Origin of the sequence: Umezawaea sp., assembly GCF_036375055.1 — a bacterium.
GTDB lineage: Bacteria > Actinomycetota > Actinomycetes > Mycobacteriales > Pseudonocardiaceae > Umezawaea.
Genome location: NZ_DASUSQ010000027.1, coordinates 85,865 through 103,849 on the forward strand (window position 1 = coordinate 85,865; position 17,985 = coordinate 103,849).

Below are 17,985 nucleotides of genomic sequence, written 5' to 3' on the forward strand. Positions count from 1 at the left end.
ACTTCGGACCGGTTCTGCCCGCGACGCTGGTGGCAGCGCGTGCGTCGAGGCTCGCGGCGGTGTCCCGCACGATCTCCTCCGGATCCGGCGGTGGGCGGGACCGCCGTCGACGCGCGGGTGCCGGGCGACACCGCCGGTCGACCGTGGAAACCCGTGCCGCGAATGCCCGCGTCACCTGTTCGATCGATGGTTGGACCTCTCGGTTCGCGCCTGCGGGACAAAGGAGCGAAAAAGAATTCACGGATTCGTTCATGGATGTTGAGCTGGGACTTCATCAGCGACACGGCGGGTCCGCTGACACGTTCGGGCTATTCCACACGATTCGAAACGCCGCAATTATCGGGGCCTGGAAAACCTTTCGTCCGTTCATCGTGCACGCCCACCGGCCCGCCGGTATTTTCTCTGCACCAGGTGAACGGGCACTCGCACGCTCACGACGCGGAGTTCGGCCGAGGAGAGCGCGTTCCCCATGAGCAGCACGGCCGAGGACGACGGCCCCTCCATCCCCGCGGTGCCGGCCGCGGACCCCGTCGCGGTGCTCACCCCAGGGGAGTGGGCGTCGGCCGCGGTAGGCGCGCTCAACCGGCGCGACGTGCGGGTCGCCATCACCGCGGTCCAGCACGCCCTGCGCGACCACGACTCCACGATGGCGGCGGTCGACCTGCTCAGCGGGATCCTGCTGAACGGGTTCCCGCACGGCGGCCTGCGCCGCGGCGCCCGCATCACCCTGGACGTCACCGCCGCGCCGGACGACGCGCGGGGCAGGCGGGCGGTGCACCTGGCGACCGACCTGATCACCGCCATCGCGTCCGACGACGGCGACCTGGCGGCGCCCGTTCTCCACGCCCTGCGCGGGCCGAAGGGCCTGGACATCCTGCTCGTCCTCGTCCGCGCCGCCGCCGCGCGGGTGGACGGCTTCGTCGGCGTGGACGGCGACACGGTCGACGCCTACTACGCCGCGGTGCGCGAGCACGCCCGCCAGGGGTAGCGGTCGCCGCTTTCGAGCCGGGGAAACGCTACGCTCCACGCTTCGAGCGAGGGGCGGAGGAGATGCGCGATGCCGGGCGGCAGGCTCACCCAGCAGGAACGCCAGCAGATCGCGCTGGGTCTGGCCGACGGCCTCGCCTACGCGGAGATCGCCAGGCGGCTCGACCGCCCCACCTCGACGGTCACGCGCGAGGTGATGCGCAACGGCGGCGTCTCGGCCTACCGCGCCGACCTGGCCCACCGCGCCACCGAGCGCCGCACCCACCGGCGCAGGCAGGCCGCGCCCGCCGGGGTCGGTGAACTCCCGCAGGACCACGGGCGCGACGCCGAGGCCGTGCGCGAGTACGAGGAGGTGTTCACCACCGTCCTCATGCGGGCGGGCACGCCCAAGATGATGTCCAGGGTGCTGGTCTGCCTCTCGATCACCGACTCGGGCAGCCTGACGGCGGCCGAACTCGCCCAGCGCCTCCAGGTCAGCCCGGCGTCCATCTCCAAGGCCATCGCGTTCCTGGAGGAGCAGGGCCTCGTCCGCCGGGAGCGCGACGACCGCCGCCGCGAGCGCTACGTCGTCGACGACGACGTCTGGTACGAGTCGATGATGGCAAGCGCCCGCGCGTCCGCCCACCTCGTCCGGATCGCGCGGCAGGGCGTCGGCGTGCTCGGCTCCGGCACCCCCGCAGGCGTCCGCCTGGAGAACATCGCCCGGTTCGTCGACTTCGTCTCCGAGAGCATCGTCCGCGCCGCGGAACAGGCCCGCGAGATCCTGCACAGCAAGCCGTGAGGATCTGCTCCACCTCGCGAACACAGCACCGGCAGAATTGTCGGACAAGGGATTTTGGGCCGGGTGCGAATTGATATGGCGTCTTGTCGCCATTGTCGTCGCCGCTGGCGGGCGTTCGGTCGACTCGTGCTCACCATGGAGGTCGTAGGACTTCTACCAGTGGGAAGGTGCGAGTGGTCACCGGACTGCGGATCAGGTCGACGGACGCGTCGTGGGTCGCCAGGAAGGGCGGAACCGTCCTGCGACCGACCTCGGTGGACATCGGGGCCGGTCAGCCGGTGGCGATCATCGGACCCAGCGGCGCGGGCAAGACGACGCTGCTGGAGATCCTGGCGGGGATCAGGGTGCCGAGCGCGGGGCAGGTCCGGCACGAGTGCGCGGACCCCGCCGGGACGTCGCCGGGCATCGGGTTCGTGCCGCAGGACGACCTCGTCCACCCGAGGCTCCCGCTGGACCGCACCCTCGCCTGCGCCACCCGCCTGCGCTCGGCCCGGCGGCTCGACGCGGCCGAGGTCGACCGGGCCGTCACCGACGTGCTGGCCGTGCTCGGCCTCGCGCACCGCGCGACCCGGCCGGTCGGCGGTCTCAGCGGCGGCGAGCGCAAGCGCGCCAGCATCGCGGTGGAACTCGTCGGCCGGCCGCCGGTGCTGTTCCTGGACGAGCCGACCAGCGGCCTCGACCCCGCGACCGGCCGGGAACTGGTGCGGCACCTCAAGGCCATCGCCGCTCGCGGCAGCACGGTCGTCTTCACCACGCACAACCCGGCGGACACGGCGTGGTGCGAGCACCTGATCGCGGTCGCCCCCGGCGGCAGGCTCGCGTTCACCGGCCCGCCGGCACGGGCGCTGGAGCACTTCTCGGCGACGTCGGTGGAGGAGATCTACGACCGGCTGTCCGACGAGGACCTGGTGTGGGAGGCCACCGGCGCCGCCGTCCCGGTGGCCGACCCCCGGCGGCAGGCGGGCGGTTCCGGCGCGGTCCGCCAGTGGTGGCTGCTGACCCAGCGCACCGTGGGACTGCTGGTGCGCAACCGGTTGACGGCGGCGATCCTCGTCGGCTCGCCGGTGGTGATCGCGGTGATGTTCCTGATGCTGTTCCGCCCCCGGGCGTTCGACGCCGCGAACCCGAGCCCGAGCACGACGGTGATGATCCTGTTCTGGATCGCGTTCGGCGGCTTCTTCTTCGGCCTCACCTACGGGCTGTCGCAGATCTGCGACGAGTTCCCGATCCTGCGCGCCGAACGGCGGGCCGGGCTGCGGCTGGTGCCGTACGTGCTGTCGAAGATCACCGCGCTGCTCCCGCCGCTGTGCGCGGTCGACGCGCTGCTGCTGGTGCTGCTGCGCGTGACCGACCGCCTGCCGTCGAACGCGGACGCGGGCGCGCTGTTCCTGACCCTCGCGCTGACCTCGCTGTGCGCGCTGACCCTCGGGCTGCTGTGCGCCGCCGCCGTGGACACCCCGTCGCAGGCGGCGCTGATGGTGCCGGTGCTGAGCTTCCCGCAGGTGCTGTTCGTCGGCGCGTTCCTGCCGGTCCCGGTCATGGCCGACGTCGGCCGGTGGCTGAGCGCCGCGATGACCAACCGGTGGGCGTTCGAGGCGCTGGGCGCCATCGCGGGACTCCCGGAGCTGTGGGCGCACGGCGGTTCGCCGCTCGGGCCGCCCCTGCTGGCGTCCTACGGGGACTCCTTCGACGGCCCGCCGGGGCGGAACTGGGTGGTCCTGGCCGCCTTCGCGGTCGCGTTCGCCGTGGGCGCGGTCGCGGTGCTGCGGCGCAAGGTGGGGGTGCGGCGATGAGCACCGCGCGGACCGGGGTCGAGCCCGCCGAGTTCCTGCGGCGCCACCCGGACTACGCGCGGACCCGCGTCCTGGACCGGCTGCGCGCCACCGAGTACTCCTACCTCGACGAGCACGGCCACACCTACCTGGACTACACCGGTGCCGGGCTGGCCGCGCGAGCGCAGTACCGGGCCCACCGGGAGCGGCTCGACAGCGGGGTCTTCGGCAACCCGCACTCCGTGAACCCGACGTCCGCCGCGTCCACCGCACTGGTGGAGGGCGCGCGGCGGGAGGTGCTGCGGTACCTCCACGCGGACCCGGACGAGTACGCGGTGGTCTTCACGGCCAACGCCACCGCGGCGGCCCGGCTGGTCGGCGAGGCGTACCCGTTCCGGCGCGGCACCCGGTTCGTGCTCACGTTCGACAACCACAACTCCGTCAACGGCATCCGCGAGTTCGCGCGGGCCGGTCGCGCGCGGACGACGTACGTGCCGATGGAGCCACCGGACCTGCGGGCGTCGACGGCGGCGGTGACCGGGGCGCTGCGCCGGGGGAGGGGCCTGTTCGCGTACCCGGCCCAGAGCAACTTCACCGGCGTGCGGCACCCGCTGGAGTGGGTCGACCTGGCACGGGCGCGCGGGTACGACGTGCTGCTGGACTGCGCGGCGTTCCTGCCGACCAACCGGCTGGACCTGAGCGTCGTGCGGCCGGACTTCGTGCTGGTGAGCTGGTACAAGCTGTTCGGCTACCCCACGGGCGTCGGCAGCCTGGTCGCGCGCCGCGACGCGCTGGCGCGGCTGCGCAGGCCCTGGTTCTCGGGCGGCACGATCAAGGCCGTCAGCGTCCGGGCGCGGTGGCACGTGATGGCGGCGGCGGAGGCCGCGTTCGAGGACGGGACGGTCAACTTCCTGGCCATCCCGGACGTGCGGGTGGGGCTGGAGTGGCTGGCCGGGATCGGGGTGGACACCGTCGAGCGGCGGGTCCGGGCACTGACCGGCTGGACCCTGGAGCGGCTCACGGCGTTGCGGCACACCAACGGCGAGCCGCTGGTCCGGGTGTACGGGCCGCTCACGACGCCTGCCCGCGGCGGCACGGTCACGTTCAACTTCCTCACCCCCGACGGCGACGTGGTCGACGAGCGGCTGGTGGCCGCCGAGTCCGCGCGGCACGGGATCTCGCTGCGCACGGGCTGCTTCTGCAACCCCGGAGCCGGGGAGAACGCGTTCGGGGTGGACGAGCGGGCGCTGCGGGGCCTGCGCGGGGCGCGGGTGCGCACGCTGGACGAGTACCTGCGGCTGGTCGGACTGCCGACCGCGGGCGCCGTGCGGGTGTCGTTCGGGGTGGCGTCCACGGTGGGGGACGTGGAGCGGTTCGTCGCGTTCGCCGAGGCCGCGTACCGCGACCGCGTCCCGGACGTCTCCGGGTTGGCGCCGCGCGAGCAGTGCTGACGCGGGACTCAGCCCGCGGGCGGGCACGTCCACCGGTCGAGGCCGCCGGTGCGGTCGCGGATCGCGCGGGCGGCCAGGACGTTCCACTCCGGGTCCAGCGCGGCGAGGTAGCCGCCCCGCTGCTCGAAGACGACCTCCCGGTCCGTGAGCTGGAACAGCCCCCACGTCCTCGTCCCGTCGGCGTACCTGATCATCCAGACCGGGTCGAGGTGGGACAGGCACCGCACCAGGTCGACCACGCGGTCGGGTTCCTCCGGGAAGACCTCGCGCAGCCTGCGCTCCACCCGCTCGGCAGGCCAGACGTCGATCCGGGTGGTACCCGCGCGGAGGGCGCGCAGCGTGTCCCCGTCCACGACGCCGGTGCCCGCCATGCCCGCGTGGAGCTGGAAGACGGCCACCCGCATCTTGGTGAACGGCCCGTAGACACCGTCCACGGGCATCGCCAGCCCGGCCCGCACCAGCAGCGACTGCACCTCCTCCACGCACGCGCCCACGTCGCCCGTCCGCACCGCGGCCGGACACGGATCGGGCGGGGGCGCCGACGACAGGCCGGCGTCGGCGGCCGTCACCGCGGCGAGCAGGGAGCAGACCAGCAGCACGGCGCCCGTCCCGCGGCGCAGACGGCCGCCCGCGGCCGGTGGGGGACCGGCGCCGTCCCGGACGGGCGGCCCGGCACCCCCGATCGGCGTGGGAGGGTCCTGCCGGGGCACGGCGGGGCTCGGCAGGGGGCCGATCAGCGTCGGGTCGGCGGTGAGGATGCGCTGGTGCACCTCCCGCAGCGGCGGGGCGGGGTCGGTGCCGAGCGCGTCGGCCAGGCGGTGGCGCGTCCGCCGGTACTGCTCCAGGGCCTCGGCCTGGCGACCGCTGCGGTAGAGGGCGAGCATGTGCTGGCCCGCGGCGCGCTCGTCGAACGGGTGGGCGTTGGCGCGGGCGGCCAGTTCCGGGAGCAGTTCCCCGTGCAGGCCGCACGCCATCCGCCAGTCGATCCGGTCGGCCTCGGCGGCGGCGCGCTCCTGCCGCCACCGCTCCCGCACCCGGAGCGCCCACGGGGTGTCCAGCTCGGCCAGCGGCTCGCCGCGCCACAGCGCCAGCGCGTCCTGCACCAGGTCCAGGGCGAGCTGGGGGTCCTGCCGCGCGCGGGCCGCGGCCAGCAGCCGGTGGAAGCGGTGCGCGTCCACGGTCTCGGGTTCGGTGGCCAGCAGGTAGCCGACGCCCTGGCGGGTGATCGTGATCCCGACCGGTGCGAGCGCCCGGCGCAGGTGGGACAGGTAGGTGCGCAGCGCCGAGCGCGCCCTGCTCGGTGGCCGCTCGCCCCACACGCGGTCCAGCAGGCCGTCGACCGGCACCACCCGGTTGGCGTCCGCGGCGAGCGCCGCCAGCACGGACCGCTGGCGGGCGTGCCCCACCGGGACCAGCTCGTCGCCGCGCCGGACCTCCAGACCGCCCAGCACCCCCACCACGACATCCGGCCGCCGGGTTCCGTCGTCGTCCCCCTCCACCCTTCCTGGATACCGATCCGGGGCGGGAGGTTCAACGCGCATCCGGCGGATTCCCCGCGGCGCGGTCCTGCTCCGGCTAGCGGGCGACCAGGTCGGTCGAGACCTCCCACAGCGTCGCGGCGACGTCGGGGTCCAGCGCGTAGGCGGCCACACCGGAGCGGGCCGGCGGGGTGTGGGGCAGCGCCTCGGCGTTGTCCTCGAAGCAGCGCCCGCCGATGCCCGTGAGCAGCGGGGACGTCGCCAGCAGCACGGACGTCGACGCGCCCTGCTCCGGCGTCTTCCACTGGACGCCCGCGCCGCTCGCGGCGGCGAGCAGGGCGTCCATCTGCTCCTTGGTCTGGTGGCGCTGGAGGCCGGTCCGGATGGCGCCCGGCATGAGGGCGTTGACGGTGATCCCGTCGGCTGCCCAGCGGCGGGTGCCCTCCACCGCGAACAGCACGTTGGCGGTCTTGGACTGGCCGTAGGCCTGCCACGGGTCGTACGGGCGCTCGCGGAAGTGCAGGTCGTCGAGCACGACCGGCGACCGGAGGTGGGAGCTGGAGCTGACGGAGACGACACGGGCGTCGTCGGCCAGCGCGAGGGCGTCGTGCAGGCCCAGCGCGAGGGCGAAGTGGCCGAGGTGGTTGGTGGCGAACTGGAGCTCCCAGCCCCGCCGGGTGCGGGTCTCGGGCGTCGCCATCACCCCGGCGTTGTTCACCAGCACGTGCAGCGGGCCGGTCCAGGCGTCGGTGAACGCGGCGACCGAGCCCAGGTCGGACAGGTCGAGCCTGGCGACGGACAGCGCGGCGGTGCCCGTGGTCGCGGTGATGTCGGCGACCGTGCGGTGGCCCGCGTCGACGTCGCGGACGGCCAGGGTCACCTCGGCGCCGGCCTCGGCCAGGGCGCGGGCGGTCTCGACGCCGATGCCGGAGGCGGCACCGGTGACGACGATCCGCCTGCCGGTCAGGTCGGTCCCGCCGACGACGTCCGCCGCGGTGCTCTCGCGGGTGAAGGGTGTGGTGATGCGGGTGGGAGTGGTCACCGTGGTCCTCGTTCCGAATTCTGGCGAAGTTAACCGGAGCTTGTTCCGCTTAGTTCCACCATAACCGGAACGAACTCCGGTTAGCCACCTCGGGGACACGGGGACGAACGCGCCTCAGTCGGGAACGGCGGCGTCCCGGCCGGGGGACGCGCCGAAGGTCCTCCGGTACTCGCGGTTGAACTGCGACGGGCTCTCGTAGCCCACCAGGTACGCCACCTCGGCGACGGTGGCCGCGCGGGCCCTGAGCAGGACGCGCGCCTCCTGGAGGCGGATCTGCCTGCGGAACTCGATCGGGGTCATCGTCGTCGCCGCGCGGAAGTGGCGCTGGAAGGTGGACACGCTCATGCCCGCCGTGCGCGCGAGGTCGGGGACGTGCACCGGCTGGTCGTAGTGGCGGCGGATCCACCGGATCGCGCGGGAGACGTGGGCGAGGTTGCCGTCGGCGATGCCGATCTGGCGGACGAGCGCGCCCTGCTCACCGGTCACCAGGCGCCACAGGATCTCCCGCCGGATGCCGGGCGCGAGCACGCGGAGGTCGTCCGGGTGGTCGAGCAGGCGCAGCAGCCGCACGATCGGGTCGAGCAGCTCCGGCGGCGCGGTGCTCGTGGCGAGGCCGGTGAACCCCGGCCTGCGCGGGGCCGCCGCGGTCTCCAGCAGCAGCGGCGCGATGGCCCGCGGCGTCAGCGTCATGCTGAAGACCACCAGCGGCGCGTCCGGGCTGGCCTCGACCGCCTGGCCGGTCACCGGGAGGTCGACCGTGACCACGAGGTACTGGCCCGCGCGGTAGTCGTGCGGCGTGCCGTTCAGCGTCGTGCGCTTCACGCCCTGGGCGACGACGGCGAACGAGGGCTCCGACATCGCGCTGACCGGCGGGGTCGGCTCGTCGACCGCGGTCAGCGAGACGCCGTCGAGCACGCGCACCTTCCGCCGCCCCTCGGCGCGGGTGCGCGCGGGCACCAGGGTGCGCAGTTCGTCCAGGAGGTCCACGGCCCGAGCCAAGCACGCCGGGTGCGGCGGTGCCGCGCGATCCGGTCGAGGTCGACCGGATCGGGCACGACCGCGCCCGCATCGGCGTCACGGCCCGCGCCGCGCCCGTGGTCTGGTGGAGGTCCGCCAACGGAACACGGGGAAGACGGCATGGACACGCACACCCTCGGCACGACCGGGATCAGGGTCAGCCCGCTGTGCCTCGGCACCATGATGTTCGGGGCCTGGGGCAACGGCGACCACGACGAGTCGGTCGCCATCGTCCACCGGGCGCTGGACGCCGGGATCAACTTCATCGACACCGCCGACGTCTACTCGGCGGGCGAGTCCGAGGTCATCGTGGGCAAGGCCCTCGCGGCCGTGGACCGGTCGAGCGTCGTGCTGGCCACCAAGGTCGGCTCGCCGATGAGCGCCGACCCCAACGCGCGCGGGGCGTCGCGGCGCTGGATCACGGCCGCGTGCGAGGCCAGCCTGCGCAGGCTGGGGACCGACTACCTCGACCTCTACCAGGTGCACCGACCGGACGGGACGACCGACGTCGACGAGACCCTCGGCGTGCTCGGCGACCTGGTCCACGCGGGCAAGATCCGGGCCTTCGGCAGCTCGACCTTCCCCGCCGAGCAGATCGTCGAGGCCCAGTGGGTGGCCCAGCGGCGCGGGCGGGAGCGGTTCCGGACCGAGCAGCCGCCCTACTCGATGCTGGTGCGCGGCGCGGAGGCCCACGTGCTCCCGACGGCGCGGTCCTACGGCATGGGCGTGATCCCGTGGAGCCCGCTGGCGGGCGGCTGGCTGTCCGGCGGGTTCGGGGCGGGCAGGGCCAACACCAGCGAGCGCGACCGGCGGCTGCCCGGGCGGCCGGGAGCCGGTGGCCGCTTCGACCTCGCGGTGCCGGTCAACCAGCGCAAGCTGGAGATCGTCACCGAGCTGGCCGGGGTCGCCGCCGACGCGGGTCTGACGATGGTGGAGATGGCGCTCGCGTTCGTGCTCGAACACCCCGCCGTGAGCGCCGCGATCATCGGCCCGCGCACGATGGAGCAGCTGGAGGCGCAGCTGTCGGCACCCGACGTGCGGCTGGAGCCCGCCGTGCTGGACCGGATCGACCGGATCGTGCCGCCGGGGACCGACGTCAACCCGGAGGACGTCGGCTGGTGGCCGCCCGCGCTGGTCGACCCCTCCCTGCGGCGGCGGTCGGCCTCGATCAGGTGAACGCCAGGCCGGGCTGGCCGAGGTAGGGGAACCAGCGCGGCGGCGGGTCGGCGGTGAACGCGTCGGCCATGGCGTCCAGCCAGGCGTCGAACGACGGGAAGTCCGGCGGCGCGTCGGCCGGGTTCTCCCACTCGCCGGTGTCGGCCAGCCTGGCCCTGGGCTCGTCGCGGTGCACGTAGTACACGGGGTAGGTCTCGTCGGTGATGTCGAAGCACCAGGCCGCGTCGTCACCGGCCTCGGCGAAGGCGACCAGGTGGGCCGTGGACACGCCGTCGCGCAGCGGGTGGACCAGTTCGCCGTTGAGGGCGGTGGCGCCCTTCTCGTCCACCACGGCGAACCGGAGCGTCACCCCCGCGAACTCGCGGTGGCACGACACGCGGCCCACCTCGGTCAGCAGGGCGGTGTAGCCGGGCGGTCCCGCGGGCGCCGGGGCCCCCGGAGCCCGCTCGGTCACGACGAGATCGATCCGGCCGTCGGAGGCGGCCTGGCGCAGCCGGTCGATGACTTCCGAAATGTGACCCATCGTGACAACTATAGGCACCTTTCAGCGGATGGGAAGGTGTTACAGCAGGTGACGATCAGTTCACCATGTGCGGATAGTGAGCTGAAACGGGCACAATCCGGACGCGCTGAGTACCGTTTTCGGGCACGGTGACCACGGTGGACGTCACGATCAGCACCGGCCGGGTCAGGGGCTTCCGAGCGGGCCCGGAGGTCGTCGCGCACCTCGGGATCCCGTTCGCGGACCCACCGTTCGGCCTACACCGCTTCGCCGCGTCTCAACCGGTGACCGTGTGGACCCGGTTCGCCACCACCGGCCACCCCGGCTTCGACGGCGGGGCGGAGCTAGCGTGACAGCAGGTGGTCCAGCACCCGCGCGCCGAACCGCAGCCCCTCCACGGGCACGCGCTCGTCCACGCCGTGCGCCATCGCCCGGTAGTCGTAGCCCTCGGGCAGCAGCAGCGGGGCGAAGCCGTAGCAGTCGATGCCCAGCGCGCTGAACGCCTTGGCGTCGGTGCCGCCGCCCAGGCAGTACGGGACGACGACGGCCTCGGGGTCCTCGGCGCGCAGGGCGTCGGCCATCGCGGTGAACCACGGCGAGTCGATCGGCGCCTGCACGGGCGGCAGGTGCTCCACGAACTCGCGGGTCACGTCCGGGCCGATGAGGCTGTCGACGGTGCTCATCAGCTCGTCCACGGTGCCGGGCAGGGTCCGGACGTCGACGTGCGCGGTCGCGGTGCCGGGGATGACGTTGACCTTGTACCCGGCCGACAGCATGGTCGGCGTGGTGCTGTTGCGGACCGTCGACTCGGCCAGCGCGCCCGCCGGGCCGAGCCGGGCGAGCGTGGCGTCGACGTCGTCCAGGTCCACCTCGACGCCCAGCGCCTCGCCGGTGCGGACGAGGAACGCCTCCACGGTCGGCGTGAGCCGGACGGGGTGGCGGTGGGCGGCCAGCCGCGCGAGGGCGTTGGCCAGCGTGACCACGGCGTTGTCGTCGTTGCGCCGCGAGCCGTGGCCCGCGCGACCGCGGGCGGTGAGCCTGAGGTGCGAGCTGCCGCGCTCCGCGGTGCCGATGGGGTACACGCGCTTGTCGCCGACCCGGTAGGAGTAGCCGCCGGACTCGCTGATGGCGGCGGCGCAGTCGGCGAACAGGTGCGGCTGGCGGTCGACGAGCCACTGCGCCCCGAGTTCGCCCTGGTCCTCCTCGTCTGCGACGAACGCCAGCACGAGGTCGCGGCGCGGACCCCGGCCCTCGCGCGACCAGGTCGACAGCACGGACAGGACCATCGCGACCATGTCCTTCATGTCCACCGCGCCCCGGCCCCACAGGTAGCCGTCGCGCAGCTCGCCGGAGAACGGCGGCACGGTCCACTCGGCCGGGTCGGCGGGCACCACGTCCAGGTGCGCCTGCACCAGCAGCGCGGGCAGCGCCGGGTCGCCACCCGGCACGCGCGCCACCACGTTGGTGCGGCGCGGCGCCGGTTCGTACACCGTCGGCTCGACGCCCAGCGCGGACAGGTGCGCGGCGACGAACTCGGCCGCCTCGCGCTCGCCCTCGGCGTCCCCGCCGCCCCGGTTGGTGGTGTCGATCCTGATCAGCGACGCGCACAGGTCGACGACGTCCTCAGCCATACACGTCCTCCACGGCTCCCGCCGCGACGGCGGTGACGATCTTGAACGCCTTCATGGCGTCGGTCATGGTGGCCGCGTCGAACCCGACCGTGCGGGTGCCGATCAGCTCCACGGTGGGGATGACGGCGGCGGCGTGCGCGAGGTGCGTGGCGTCGAAGTCGACCTCGACCCAGTGCTCGCCGGTCACCGGGGTCACCAGGCCCGCGCGGCGGACGGCGCGCCCCGCGGCGGCGGTGAGGCGCGCGGCGGTGACCTCGGGCGGGTCGCAGATCGCGGCGTAGCGGCTGACGCACTCCTTGACCGGCACGAGTTCCGCCCCCGGCGCGTAGTCGGCGGCGTCCTCGCAGGTCTTGTCGTCACCGGACACCAGGAGCACCGGAACACCGTGTTCCGCGGCCACCGCGGCGTTGAGCCTGCCCTCGCTCGCGGGCACGCCGTCGAGGCGGACCTGGGTGATCGAGTTCTCCAGGTAGGTGTGGGCGAGCACGCCGTCCTCGCCCGCGCCGGTGTGGTAACCGAGGAACACGACCCCCTCCACACCGCTGTCGATCCCCTGCATCATCGAGAGCGGCTTGTGCCGTCCGGTGAGCATCCGGGCGCGCGGGTCGAGGTGTTCCAGCAGGAGGTTGCGCTGGCTGTTGTGGGCCTCGTTGACGAGGACTTCGGTGCCGAGCCCGGCGACGGTGGCGTTGACGTCGCCGGTGAACAGGCGGCGGAAGCGCTGCCACTGCTCGGTGCCGGGCTCGACGTCGGCGGGGCAGGTGACGCCGGTCGCGCCCTCCATGTCCGCCGAGATCATGATCCGCATGGTCGTCAGCGTAGGGCTTGGGTGGTCTTTGTCGAGTTGATGGAGTAAATGGTTACTTTCGCGCGGCAGCACTCTGGGGAGAGGTAGGGCCAGTGGGAACCATCAGGCGTGTGGCCTCGATCGTGGGGGCGGTGGGGTTGGCGGCGTCGTCGCTCGCCCCGTCGGCACAGGCACAACAACCGGTCACCCTGAGGGTGGCCATCGTCCAGCAGGTCGACTCGCTCAACCCGTTCCTCGCCACCTACCAGGCGAGCACCGAGGTCGGGCGGCTGATGTACGACTACCTGACGGCCTACGACGCGAAGGACCAGCGGCCGGTCGAGGCCCTGGCGAAGTCGTGGGAGAAGTCGGCCGACAACCTCACCTGGACGTTCACCGTCCCGGACGGCAAGAAGTGGTCCGACGACCAGCCGATCACGGCCGGGGACGTCGCCTTCACCTACAACCTCATGATGACCGACAAGGAGGCCGCCACCGCCAACGGCAGCTTCGTGGCGGGCTTCGAGTCGGTGACGGCGCCGGACGACCGCACGGTCGTGATCAAGACCAGGGCGCCGCAGGCGAGCATGCTGGCGCTGGACGTGCCGATCGTGCCCGAGCACGTCTGGAAGGGCGTCGGGAAGATCGCCGACTACAAGAACGACACCCCGCCGGTCGTGGGCAGCGGCCCGTTCGTCCTCTCGGAGTACCGGGCGAACGAGTTCATCAAGCTCAAGGCCAACAAGAACTACTGGCGGGGCGCGCCGAAGTACGACGAGCTGCACTTCGTCTACTACAAGACCGTCGACGCCGCCGTGCAGGCGCTGGACAGGGGCGAGCTGGACCTGGTCAACCGGATGGGCCCGGCGCAGTTCGACTCGCTGAAGGGCAAGTCGGGCATCACCCTCAACAAGGCCCAGGGGAGGCGCTTCAACGAGCTGGTGCTCAACTCCGGCGCCGCCACCAGGACCGGTGAGCCGATCGGCGACGGGCACCCGGCCCTCAAGGACGTGAGGGTGCGCCGGGCGGTGGCGAAGGCCATCGACCAGGACGCGATCATCGCGCGGGTCAACGGCGGCTACGCCGAGCGCGGCACCGGGCCGATCCCGCCGGTGTTCCCGGACTTCCACCTCACACCGGAGACCGTGCGGCCGTTCGACCCGGCGGCGGCGAACACCGAACTCGACCAGGCGGGCTACCCGAGGGGCGCCGACGGCACCAGGGTCGGCCCCGACGGCACCCCGCTGCGCTTCCGGCTGATCGGCCACACCAGCCGCGCCTACGACGAGCAGGCCGGCGAGTACGTCAAGGGGTCGCTCGCCGACGTCGGCATCGCGGTCGACGTGCAGCTCGTGGCGGACACGCTGCTCGACGAGTACGGCGTCGCGGGCAAGTTCGACCTGATCTTCAGCGGGTGGGGCACCAACCCGGACCCGGACTTCATCCTGTCGCTGCACACCTGCGACGCCCGGCCCGCCTCGCCGACCGCGACCGGCACGACAGACTCGTTCTTCTGCGACGCCACCTACGACGAGCTGTACCGGCAGCAGGGCGCCGAACTCGACCCGGCCAAGCGGTCCGAGCTGGTCAAGCGGATGCAGCAGCGGTTCTACGACGAGGTCCCGGCGATCATCCTCGGCCACGACAACGCCCTGGAGGCCTACCGCAACGACACCTTCGCGAGCTTCACGATCCAGCCCGACCCCGGCGGCGTGATCATGGCGCAGAACGGCGTGTGGGGCTACTACGGCGCGGTGCCCGTGGCGGCCTCGACGGGCTCCTCGGGGCCGAAGGGGCTCCTGGTCGCGGGTGCCGTCGTGGTCGTCCTGCTGGTGGGCGGCGGCGTGTGGCTGCTGGCCAGGCGTCGCGGCGCGACCGCCGGGGACCGGGAGTGACCGCTCCGCCCCTGGCCGAGTCCTCCCCGCGACGGGGCGGCGGCGTCCTGCGCCACGTCGCGGGGAAGCTCGGCGGCGCACTGGCGGGCCTCGCGGGCGTGGTGGTGCTGGGGTTCTTCCTGTTCCGGCTCATCCCCGGCGACCCGACGGTCACGATGACCAGGGGCCGCCAGGTCGACGAGGCGCAGATCGCCGAGCTGCGCGCCCTGCACGGCTACGACCGGCCGATCGTCGAGCAGTTCGGCCAGTACGTCGGCGGGCTGCTGCACGGCGACATGGGCACCTCGCTGTTCTACCGGCGCACGGTGGCGGAGCTGATCGCCGAACGGGTCTGGCCGACGCTGCTGCTGGTCGGCACGTCCACGCTGATCGCGGTGACGCTGGGCCTGTGGCTGGGCATCCGCGGCGCGTGGCGGCGCGACAGCCCGTTCGACCGGGCCTCCACGGGCGTGGCGCTGGTCGGGTGGGCGATGCCCGCGTTCTGGCTGGGGATGCTGCTGTCGATGGCCACCGGGAACCTGTTCCCCAGCGGCGGGATGCGGTTCTCCAACACCCCGCCGGACTTCTGGTCGCAGGCGCTGGACGTCGCCCACCACATGGTGCTGCCGTGCCTGACCCTCATCGCCGTCGTCTACGCCCAGTACCAGCTGGTGATGCGCTCCTCCCTGCTGGAGGAGATGAACGCCGACTACCTGACCACCGCGCGCGCCAAGGGCCTGCGCGACGACCAGGTGCGCCGCCGCCACGCCGTGCCCAACGCGCTGCTGCCGACGGTGACGCTGGTGTTCCTGCACATCGGGCTCGTCGTCACCGGCGCGATCACCGTGGAGACGGTGTTCTCCTGGCCCGGTCTCGGCCTGCTGACCTACGAGGCCCTCGCCGGACCGGACCTGCCGCTGCTCCAGGGCACGTTCGTGGTCCTCGCGGGCTCGGTGATCGTGATGAACGTGCTGGCGGACCTGCTCTACCAGGTCCTCGACCCGAGGGTGCGTGCGTCGTGACGAGCATCGTGTGGCAGCGCCGCCGGGCGGCGGTCGGCTCGACCTGGCGGGACTTCACCCGCGACCGCGGCGGCCTGATCGGCCTGGTGGTGCTCGGCGCCGTCGTGGTGCTGGCGCTGCTCGCGCCCCTGGTCACCGATCCCGCCGCCCTGGACGTGACGAAGGCCGCCGGGGAGCGCTGGCAGCCGCCCAGCGGCGAGTACTGGTTCGGCACCGACCACACCGGCCGGTCCGTGCTGCTGCTGACGTGGTGGGGCAGCCGCATCTCGCTGCTGGTCGGGCTCACCGCGACCGTGCTGTCGGTGATGATCGGCACCCTGGTCGGCATCACGGCCGCGCACTTCGGCGGGTGGCCGTCGGCGGGGCTGATGTGGGTGACGAGCTTCTTCCTCGTCCTCCCGTCGCTGGTGCTCGCCATCGCGCTGTCCTCGGTGCTGCCGCGCGGCATCTGGACGATCGTGCTGGCGATCGCCGTGACGTCGTGGGCGTCGACCGCGCGGCTGGTGCGGGCGCAGACGCTGAGCGTGGAGGCCCGGCCCTACATCGAGCGCGCCAGGGTGCTCGGCGGCGGGCACGCGCACGTGATCGGGCGGCACGTCCTGCCCGCCGTGCTGCCGCTGGTGTTCGTGAACACGACCCTGACCGTGGCGAACGCGATCGTCGCCGAGGCGACCCTGTCGTTCCTGGGGCTGGGCGACCCGGCGGCGGTGTCGTGGGGGTCGATGCTGCGCGCGGCGAACCTGCACGGCGCGGTGTCGCAGCGGGCGTGGTGGTTCCTGCTGCCGCCCGGCCTGGGCGTGGTGGTGGTCGTGCTGACGTTCACGCTCGTCGGGCGGGCGCTGGAGACGGTGTTGAACCCGAGGCTGAGGGGAGACCGGTGAGCCCGCTGCTGGAGTTGCGCGGTCTGGGGGTGCGCTACCGCACCGACCGCGGCGAGGTCACGGCCGTCCGGGACGTGGACCTCACCCTGGAGGCCGGGCAGACGCTGGGCCTGGCGGGGGAGTCGGGGTGCGGCAAGTCGACCGTGGCCATGTCGGTGCTGCGGCTGCTGCCGAAGTCCGCGCGCGTCGACGGGGAGATCCTGCTCGACGGCGAGGACGTCACCACGATGACCTGGGGCAGGCTGCGCGCGGTGCGCTGGGCGCGGGCGTCGGTGGTGTTCCAGGGCGCCATGCACGCCCTCAACCCCGTGCGGCGGGTCGGCGACCAGATCGCCGAGCCGATCCGGCTGCACGGCGGCTCGGCCCGCGTCGCCGACCTGCTCGACCAGGTCGAACTGCCCGCCGCGAAGGCGCGGGCCTACCCGCACGAGCTGTCCGGCGGGCAGAAGCAGCGGATCATGATCGCGATGGCGCTGGCCTGCGACCCGAGGCTGGTGATCGCCGACGAGCCGACGACGGCGCTGGACGTGATCGTGCAGGCCCAGGTCCTCGGCGTGCTGAGCAGGCTGGTCGCCGAGCAGGGCATCGGGCTGGTCATGATCAGCCACGACCTGTCGGTGCTCGCCAGCACGTGCGACCGGCTCGCGGTCATGCGGCACGGCGCCATCGTCGAGCAGGGTCCGGCGCGGGAGGTCATCGCCGCACCCACCCACCCGCACACCCAGGCGCTCGCCGCGGCGTTCCCCGTCGTCGGCGACCCGGCGTTCCGGCAGGTGCGGCCGGACGAGGTGCGGGAGTCCGCGCCGCTGCTGCGCGCCGAGGGCCTGCGGGTCGACTACCGGGGCCGCGCCGGGGTCGTGCGGGCGGTGCGGGGCGTCGACCTGGAGATCGGCACCGGCGAGATCGTGGCGCTGGTCGGCGAGTCCGGCTCCGGCAAGACCACCACCGCCCGCACGCTGCTCGGACTGCGCGCGCCGACCGCCGGGCGGGTGCTGTTCGAGGGCGCCGAGCTGCCCACGTCGGCGAAGGGCCTGCGCGAGTACCGGCGGCAGGTGCAGCTGGTCCTCCAGGACCCGACCAGCGCGCTCAACCCCCGCCACACGGTGTACGAGTCGGTCGCCGAGGGCCTGCGCATCCACCGGGTGCCCGGCGACGAGGCCGAGCTGGTCGCCGACGCGCTGGCCAAGGCCGAGATGCGCCCGCCCGAGTCGTTCTTCCCGGTGCTGCCGCACGAGCTGTCCGGCGGCCAGCGGCAGCGGGTGGTGATCGCGGGCGCCCTGGCCCTCGGCCCCCGGCTGCTGGTGGCCGACGAACCGGTGGCCTCGCTCGACGCGTCGGTGCGCGGCGAGATCCTGGCGCTGCTGCTCCGGCTGCGCCGCGACCTCGGCCTGGCCGCGTTGATCATCACCCACGACCTGGGGCTGGCGTGGAGCATCGCGGACCGGGTCGCGGTGATGTACGAGGGCGTGCTGGTCGAGCAGGGGACCGTGGAGGAGGTGCTGCTCACCCCGCGGCACGAGTACACCCGCAGGCTGCTCGCGGCAGTGCCGAGCACCACCCCGTGAGGCCGTAGCGGAAACCGTC

The 17,985-nt window shown here is 73.4% G+C and carries 16 protein-coding genes; 10 read left to right on the forward strand and 6 right to left on the reverse strand.

The window, feature by feature from the left end; all coding sequences use genetic code 11:
• Positions 1-469: 469 nt before the first annotated feature.
• The 4 genes from VFZ92_RS09165 to VFZ92_RS09180 all read left to right on the forward strand — a co-directional run bounded on the left by VFZ92_RS09165 (position 470) and on the right by VFZ92_RS09180 (position 4,991).
• Positions 470-988 carry a hypothetical protein gene (locus VFZ92_RS09165; protein ID WP_330875394.1) on the forward strand — a complete coding sequence of 173 codons (519 nt, stop codon included), beginning with the start codon at positions 470-472 and terminating at the stop codon, positions 986-988.
• Between the two features lie 69 nt (positions 989-1,057).
• Complete coding sequence (locus VFZ92_RS09170) at positions 1,058-1,768, forward strand: helix-turn-helix domain-containing protein (RefSeq protein WP_330875395.1); 711 nt, start codon at positions 1,058-1,060, stop codon at positions 1,766-1,768.
• Between the two features lie 167 nt (positions 1,769-1,935).
• Positions 1,936-3,561, forward strand: coding sequence for an ATP-binding cassette domain-containing protein (locus tag VFZ92_RS09175; protein ID WP_330875396.1), 1,626 nt, complete (start codon positions 1,936-1,938; stop codon positions 3,559-3,561).
• Positions 3,558-4,991 carry an aminotransferase class V-fold PLP-dependent enzyme gene (locus VFZ92_RS09180; protein ID WP_330875397.1) on the forward strand — a complete coding sequence of 478 codons (1,434 nt, stop codon included), beginning with the start codon at positions 3,558-3,560 and terminating at the stop codon, positions 4,989-4,991. The genes VFZ92_RS09175 and VFZ92_RS09180 overlap by 4 nt, the downstream gene beginning before the upstream one ends.
• A gap of 8 nt (positions 4,992-4,999) precedes the next feature.
• Here the strand turns inward: VFZ92_RS09180 and VFZ92_RS09185 are convergent, their stop codons facing one another.
• The 3 genes from VFZ92_RS09185 to VFZ92_RS09195 all read right to left on the reverse strand — a co-directional run bounded on the left by VFZ92_RS09185 (position 5,000) and on the right by VFZ92_RS09195 (position 8,498).
• On the reverse strand, positions 5,000-6,490 hold the full coding sequence (locus VFZ92_RS09185; RefSeq protein WP_330875398.1) for a BTAD domain-containing putative transcriptional regulator: 1,491 nt from the start codon (positions 6,488-6,490) through the stop codon (positions 5,000-5,002).
• A 76-nt stretch (positions 6,491-6,566) separates the two neighbouring features.
• The gene (locus VFZ92_RS09190; RefSeq protein ID WP_330875399.1) at positions 6,567-7,511 is read right to left on the reverse strand and encodes an SDR family NAD(P)-dependent oxidoreductase; all 945 of its coding nucleotides are present in this window, start codon (positions 7,509-7,511) and stop codon (positions 6,567-6,569) included.
• A 114-nt stretch (positions 7,512-7,625) separates the two neighbouring features.
• Complete coding sequence (locus VFZ92_RS09195; protein ID WP_330875400.1) at positions 7,626-8,498, reverse strand: AraC family transcriptional regulator; 873 nt, start codon at positions 8,496-8,498, stop codon at positions 7,626-7,628.
• Positions 8,499-8,648: 150 nt separating this feature from the next.
• On the opposite strand from VFZ92_RS09195, the gene VFZ92_RS09200 reads away from it, so the two are divergent.
• On the forward strand, positions 8,649-9,704 hold the full coding sequence (locus tag VFZ92_RS09200) for an aldo/keto reductase (protein ID WP_330875401.1): 1,056 nt from the start codon (positions 8,649-8,651) through the stop codon (positions 9,702-9,704).
• Here VFZ92_RS09200 and VFZ92_RS09205 read toward each other — a convergent pair.
• On the reverse strand, positions 9,697-10,227 hold the full coding sequence (locus VFZ92_RS09205; protein WP_330875402.1) for a hypothetical protein: 531 nt from the start codon (positions 10,225-10,227) through the stop codon (positions 9,697-9,699). The two genes, VFZ92_RS09200 and VFZ92_RS09205, sit on opposite strands and share 8 nt — an antisense overlap.
• 137 nt (positions 10,228-10,364) lie before the next feature.
• Between VFZ92_RS09205 and VFZ92_RS09210 the strand changes: the two genes are divergently transcribed.
• A complete protein-coding gene (locus VFZ92_RS09210) occupies positions 10,365-10,559 on the forward strand; it encodes a carboxylesterase family protein (protein ID WP_330875403.1) in 195 nt (64 codons plus the stop codon).
• Here VFZ92_RS09210 and VFZ92_RS09215 read toward each other — a convergent pair.
• The gene (locus VFZ92_RS09215) at positions 10,551-11,837 is read right to left on the reverse strand and encodes a M20/M25/M40 family metallo-hydrolase (protein ID WP_330875404.1); all 1,287 of its coding nucleotides are present in this window, start codon (positions 11,835-11,837) and stop codon (positions 10,551-10,553) included. The genes VFZ92_RS09210 and VFZ92_RS09215 overlap by 9 nt on opposite strands.
• Positions 11,830-12,645 (reverse strand): M55 family metallopeptidase, encoded by an 816-nt coding sequence (locus VFZ92_RS09220; RefSeq protein WP_330875405.1) that lies wholly within the window; start codon positions 12,643-12,645, stop codon positions 11,830-11,832. Before VFZ92_RS09220 ends, VFZ92_RS09215 begins: the two co-directional genes overlap by 8 nt.
• Positions 12,646-12,755: 110 nt before the next feature.
• Here VFZ92_RS09220 and VFZ92_RS09225 point away from each other — a divergent pair, with 110 nt between their 5' ends.
• From VFZ92_RS09225 to VFZ92_RS09240, 4 genes are read left to right on the forward strand one after another with little or no spacing between them, the layout of a single operon-like run.
• The gene (locus VFZ92_RS09225; RefSeq protein ID WP_330875406.1) at positions 12,756-14,519 is read left to right on the forward strand and encodes an ABC transporter substrate-binding protein; all 1,764 of its coding nucleotides are present in this window, start codon (positions 12,756-12,758) and stop codon (positions 14,517-14,519) included.
• Positions 14,516-15,520: an ABC transporter permease gene (locus VFZ92_RS09230; RefSeq protein ID WP_330875407.1), complete on the forward strand. Its 1,005-nt coding sequence runs from the start codon at positions 14,516-14,518 to the stop codon at positions 15,518-15,520. The genes VFZ92_RS09225 and VFZ92_RS09230 overlap by 4 nt, the downstream gene beginning before the upstream one ends.
• Entirely contained in the window at positions 15,517-16,401 is an 885-nt protein-coding gene (locus VFZ92_RS09235; protein WP_330875408.1) for an ABC transporter permease, read from the forward strand. Before VFZ92_RS09230 ends, VFZ92_RS09235 begins: the two co-directional genes overlap by 4 nt.
• A complete protein-coding gene (locus tag VFZ92_RS09240; RefSeq protein WP_330875409.1) occupies positions 16,398-17,966 on the forward strand; it encodes an ABC transporter ATP-binding protein in 1,569 nt (522 codons plus the stop codon). The genes VFZ92_RS09235 and VFZ92_RS09240 overlap by 4 nt, the downstream gene beginning before the upstream one ends.
• The last annotated feature ends 19 nt before the right edge of the window (positions 17,967-17,985 follow it).

Excerpts from the sequence above, each read along its gene's own strand:
- VFZ92_RS09165 (WP_330875394.1), top strand. The coding sequence starts at position 470 with ATGAGCAGCACGGCCGAGGACGACGGCCCCTCCATCCCCGCGGTGCCG.
- VFZ92_RS09170 (WP_330875395.1), top strand. The coding sequence starts at position 1,058 with ATGCCGGGCGGCAGGCTCACCCAGCAGGAACGCCAGCAGATCGCGCTG.
- VFZ92_RS09180 (WP_330875397.1), top strand. The coding sequence starts at position 3,558 with ATGAGCACCGCGCGGACCGGGGTCGAGCCCGCCGAGTTCCTGCGGCGC.
- VFZ92_RS09200 (WP_330875401.1), top strand. The coding sequence starts at position 8,649 with ATGGACACGCACACCCTCGGCACGACCGGGATCAGGGTCAGCCCGCTG.
- VFZ92_RS09205 (WP_330875402.1), bottom strand. The coding sequence starts at position 10,227 with ATGGGTCACATTTCGGAAGTCATCGACCGGCTGCGCCAGGCCGCCTCC.
- VFZ92_RS09215 (WP_330875404.1), bottom strand. The coding sequence starts at position 11,837 with ATGGCTGAGGACGTCGTCGACCTGTGCGCGTCGCTGATCAGGATCGAC.
- VFZ92_RS09220 (WP_330875405.1), bottom strand. The coding sequence starts at position 12,645 with ATGCGGATCATGATCTCGGCGGACATGGAGGGCGCGACCGGCGTCACC.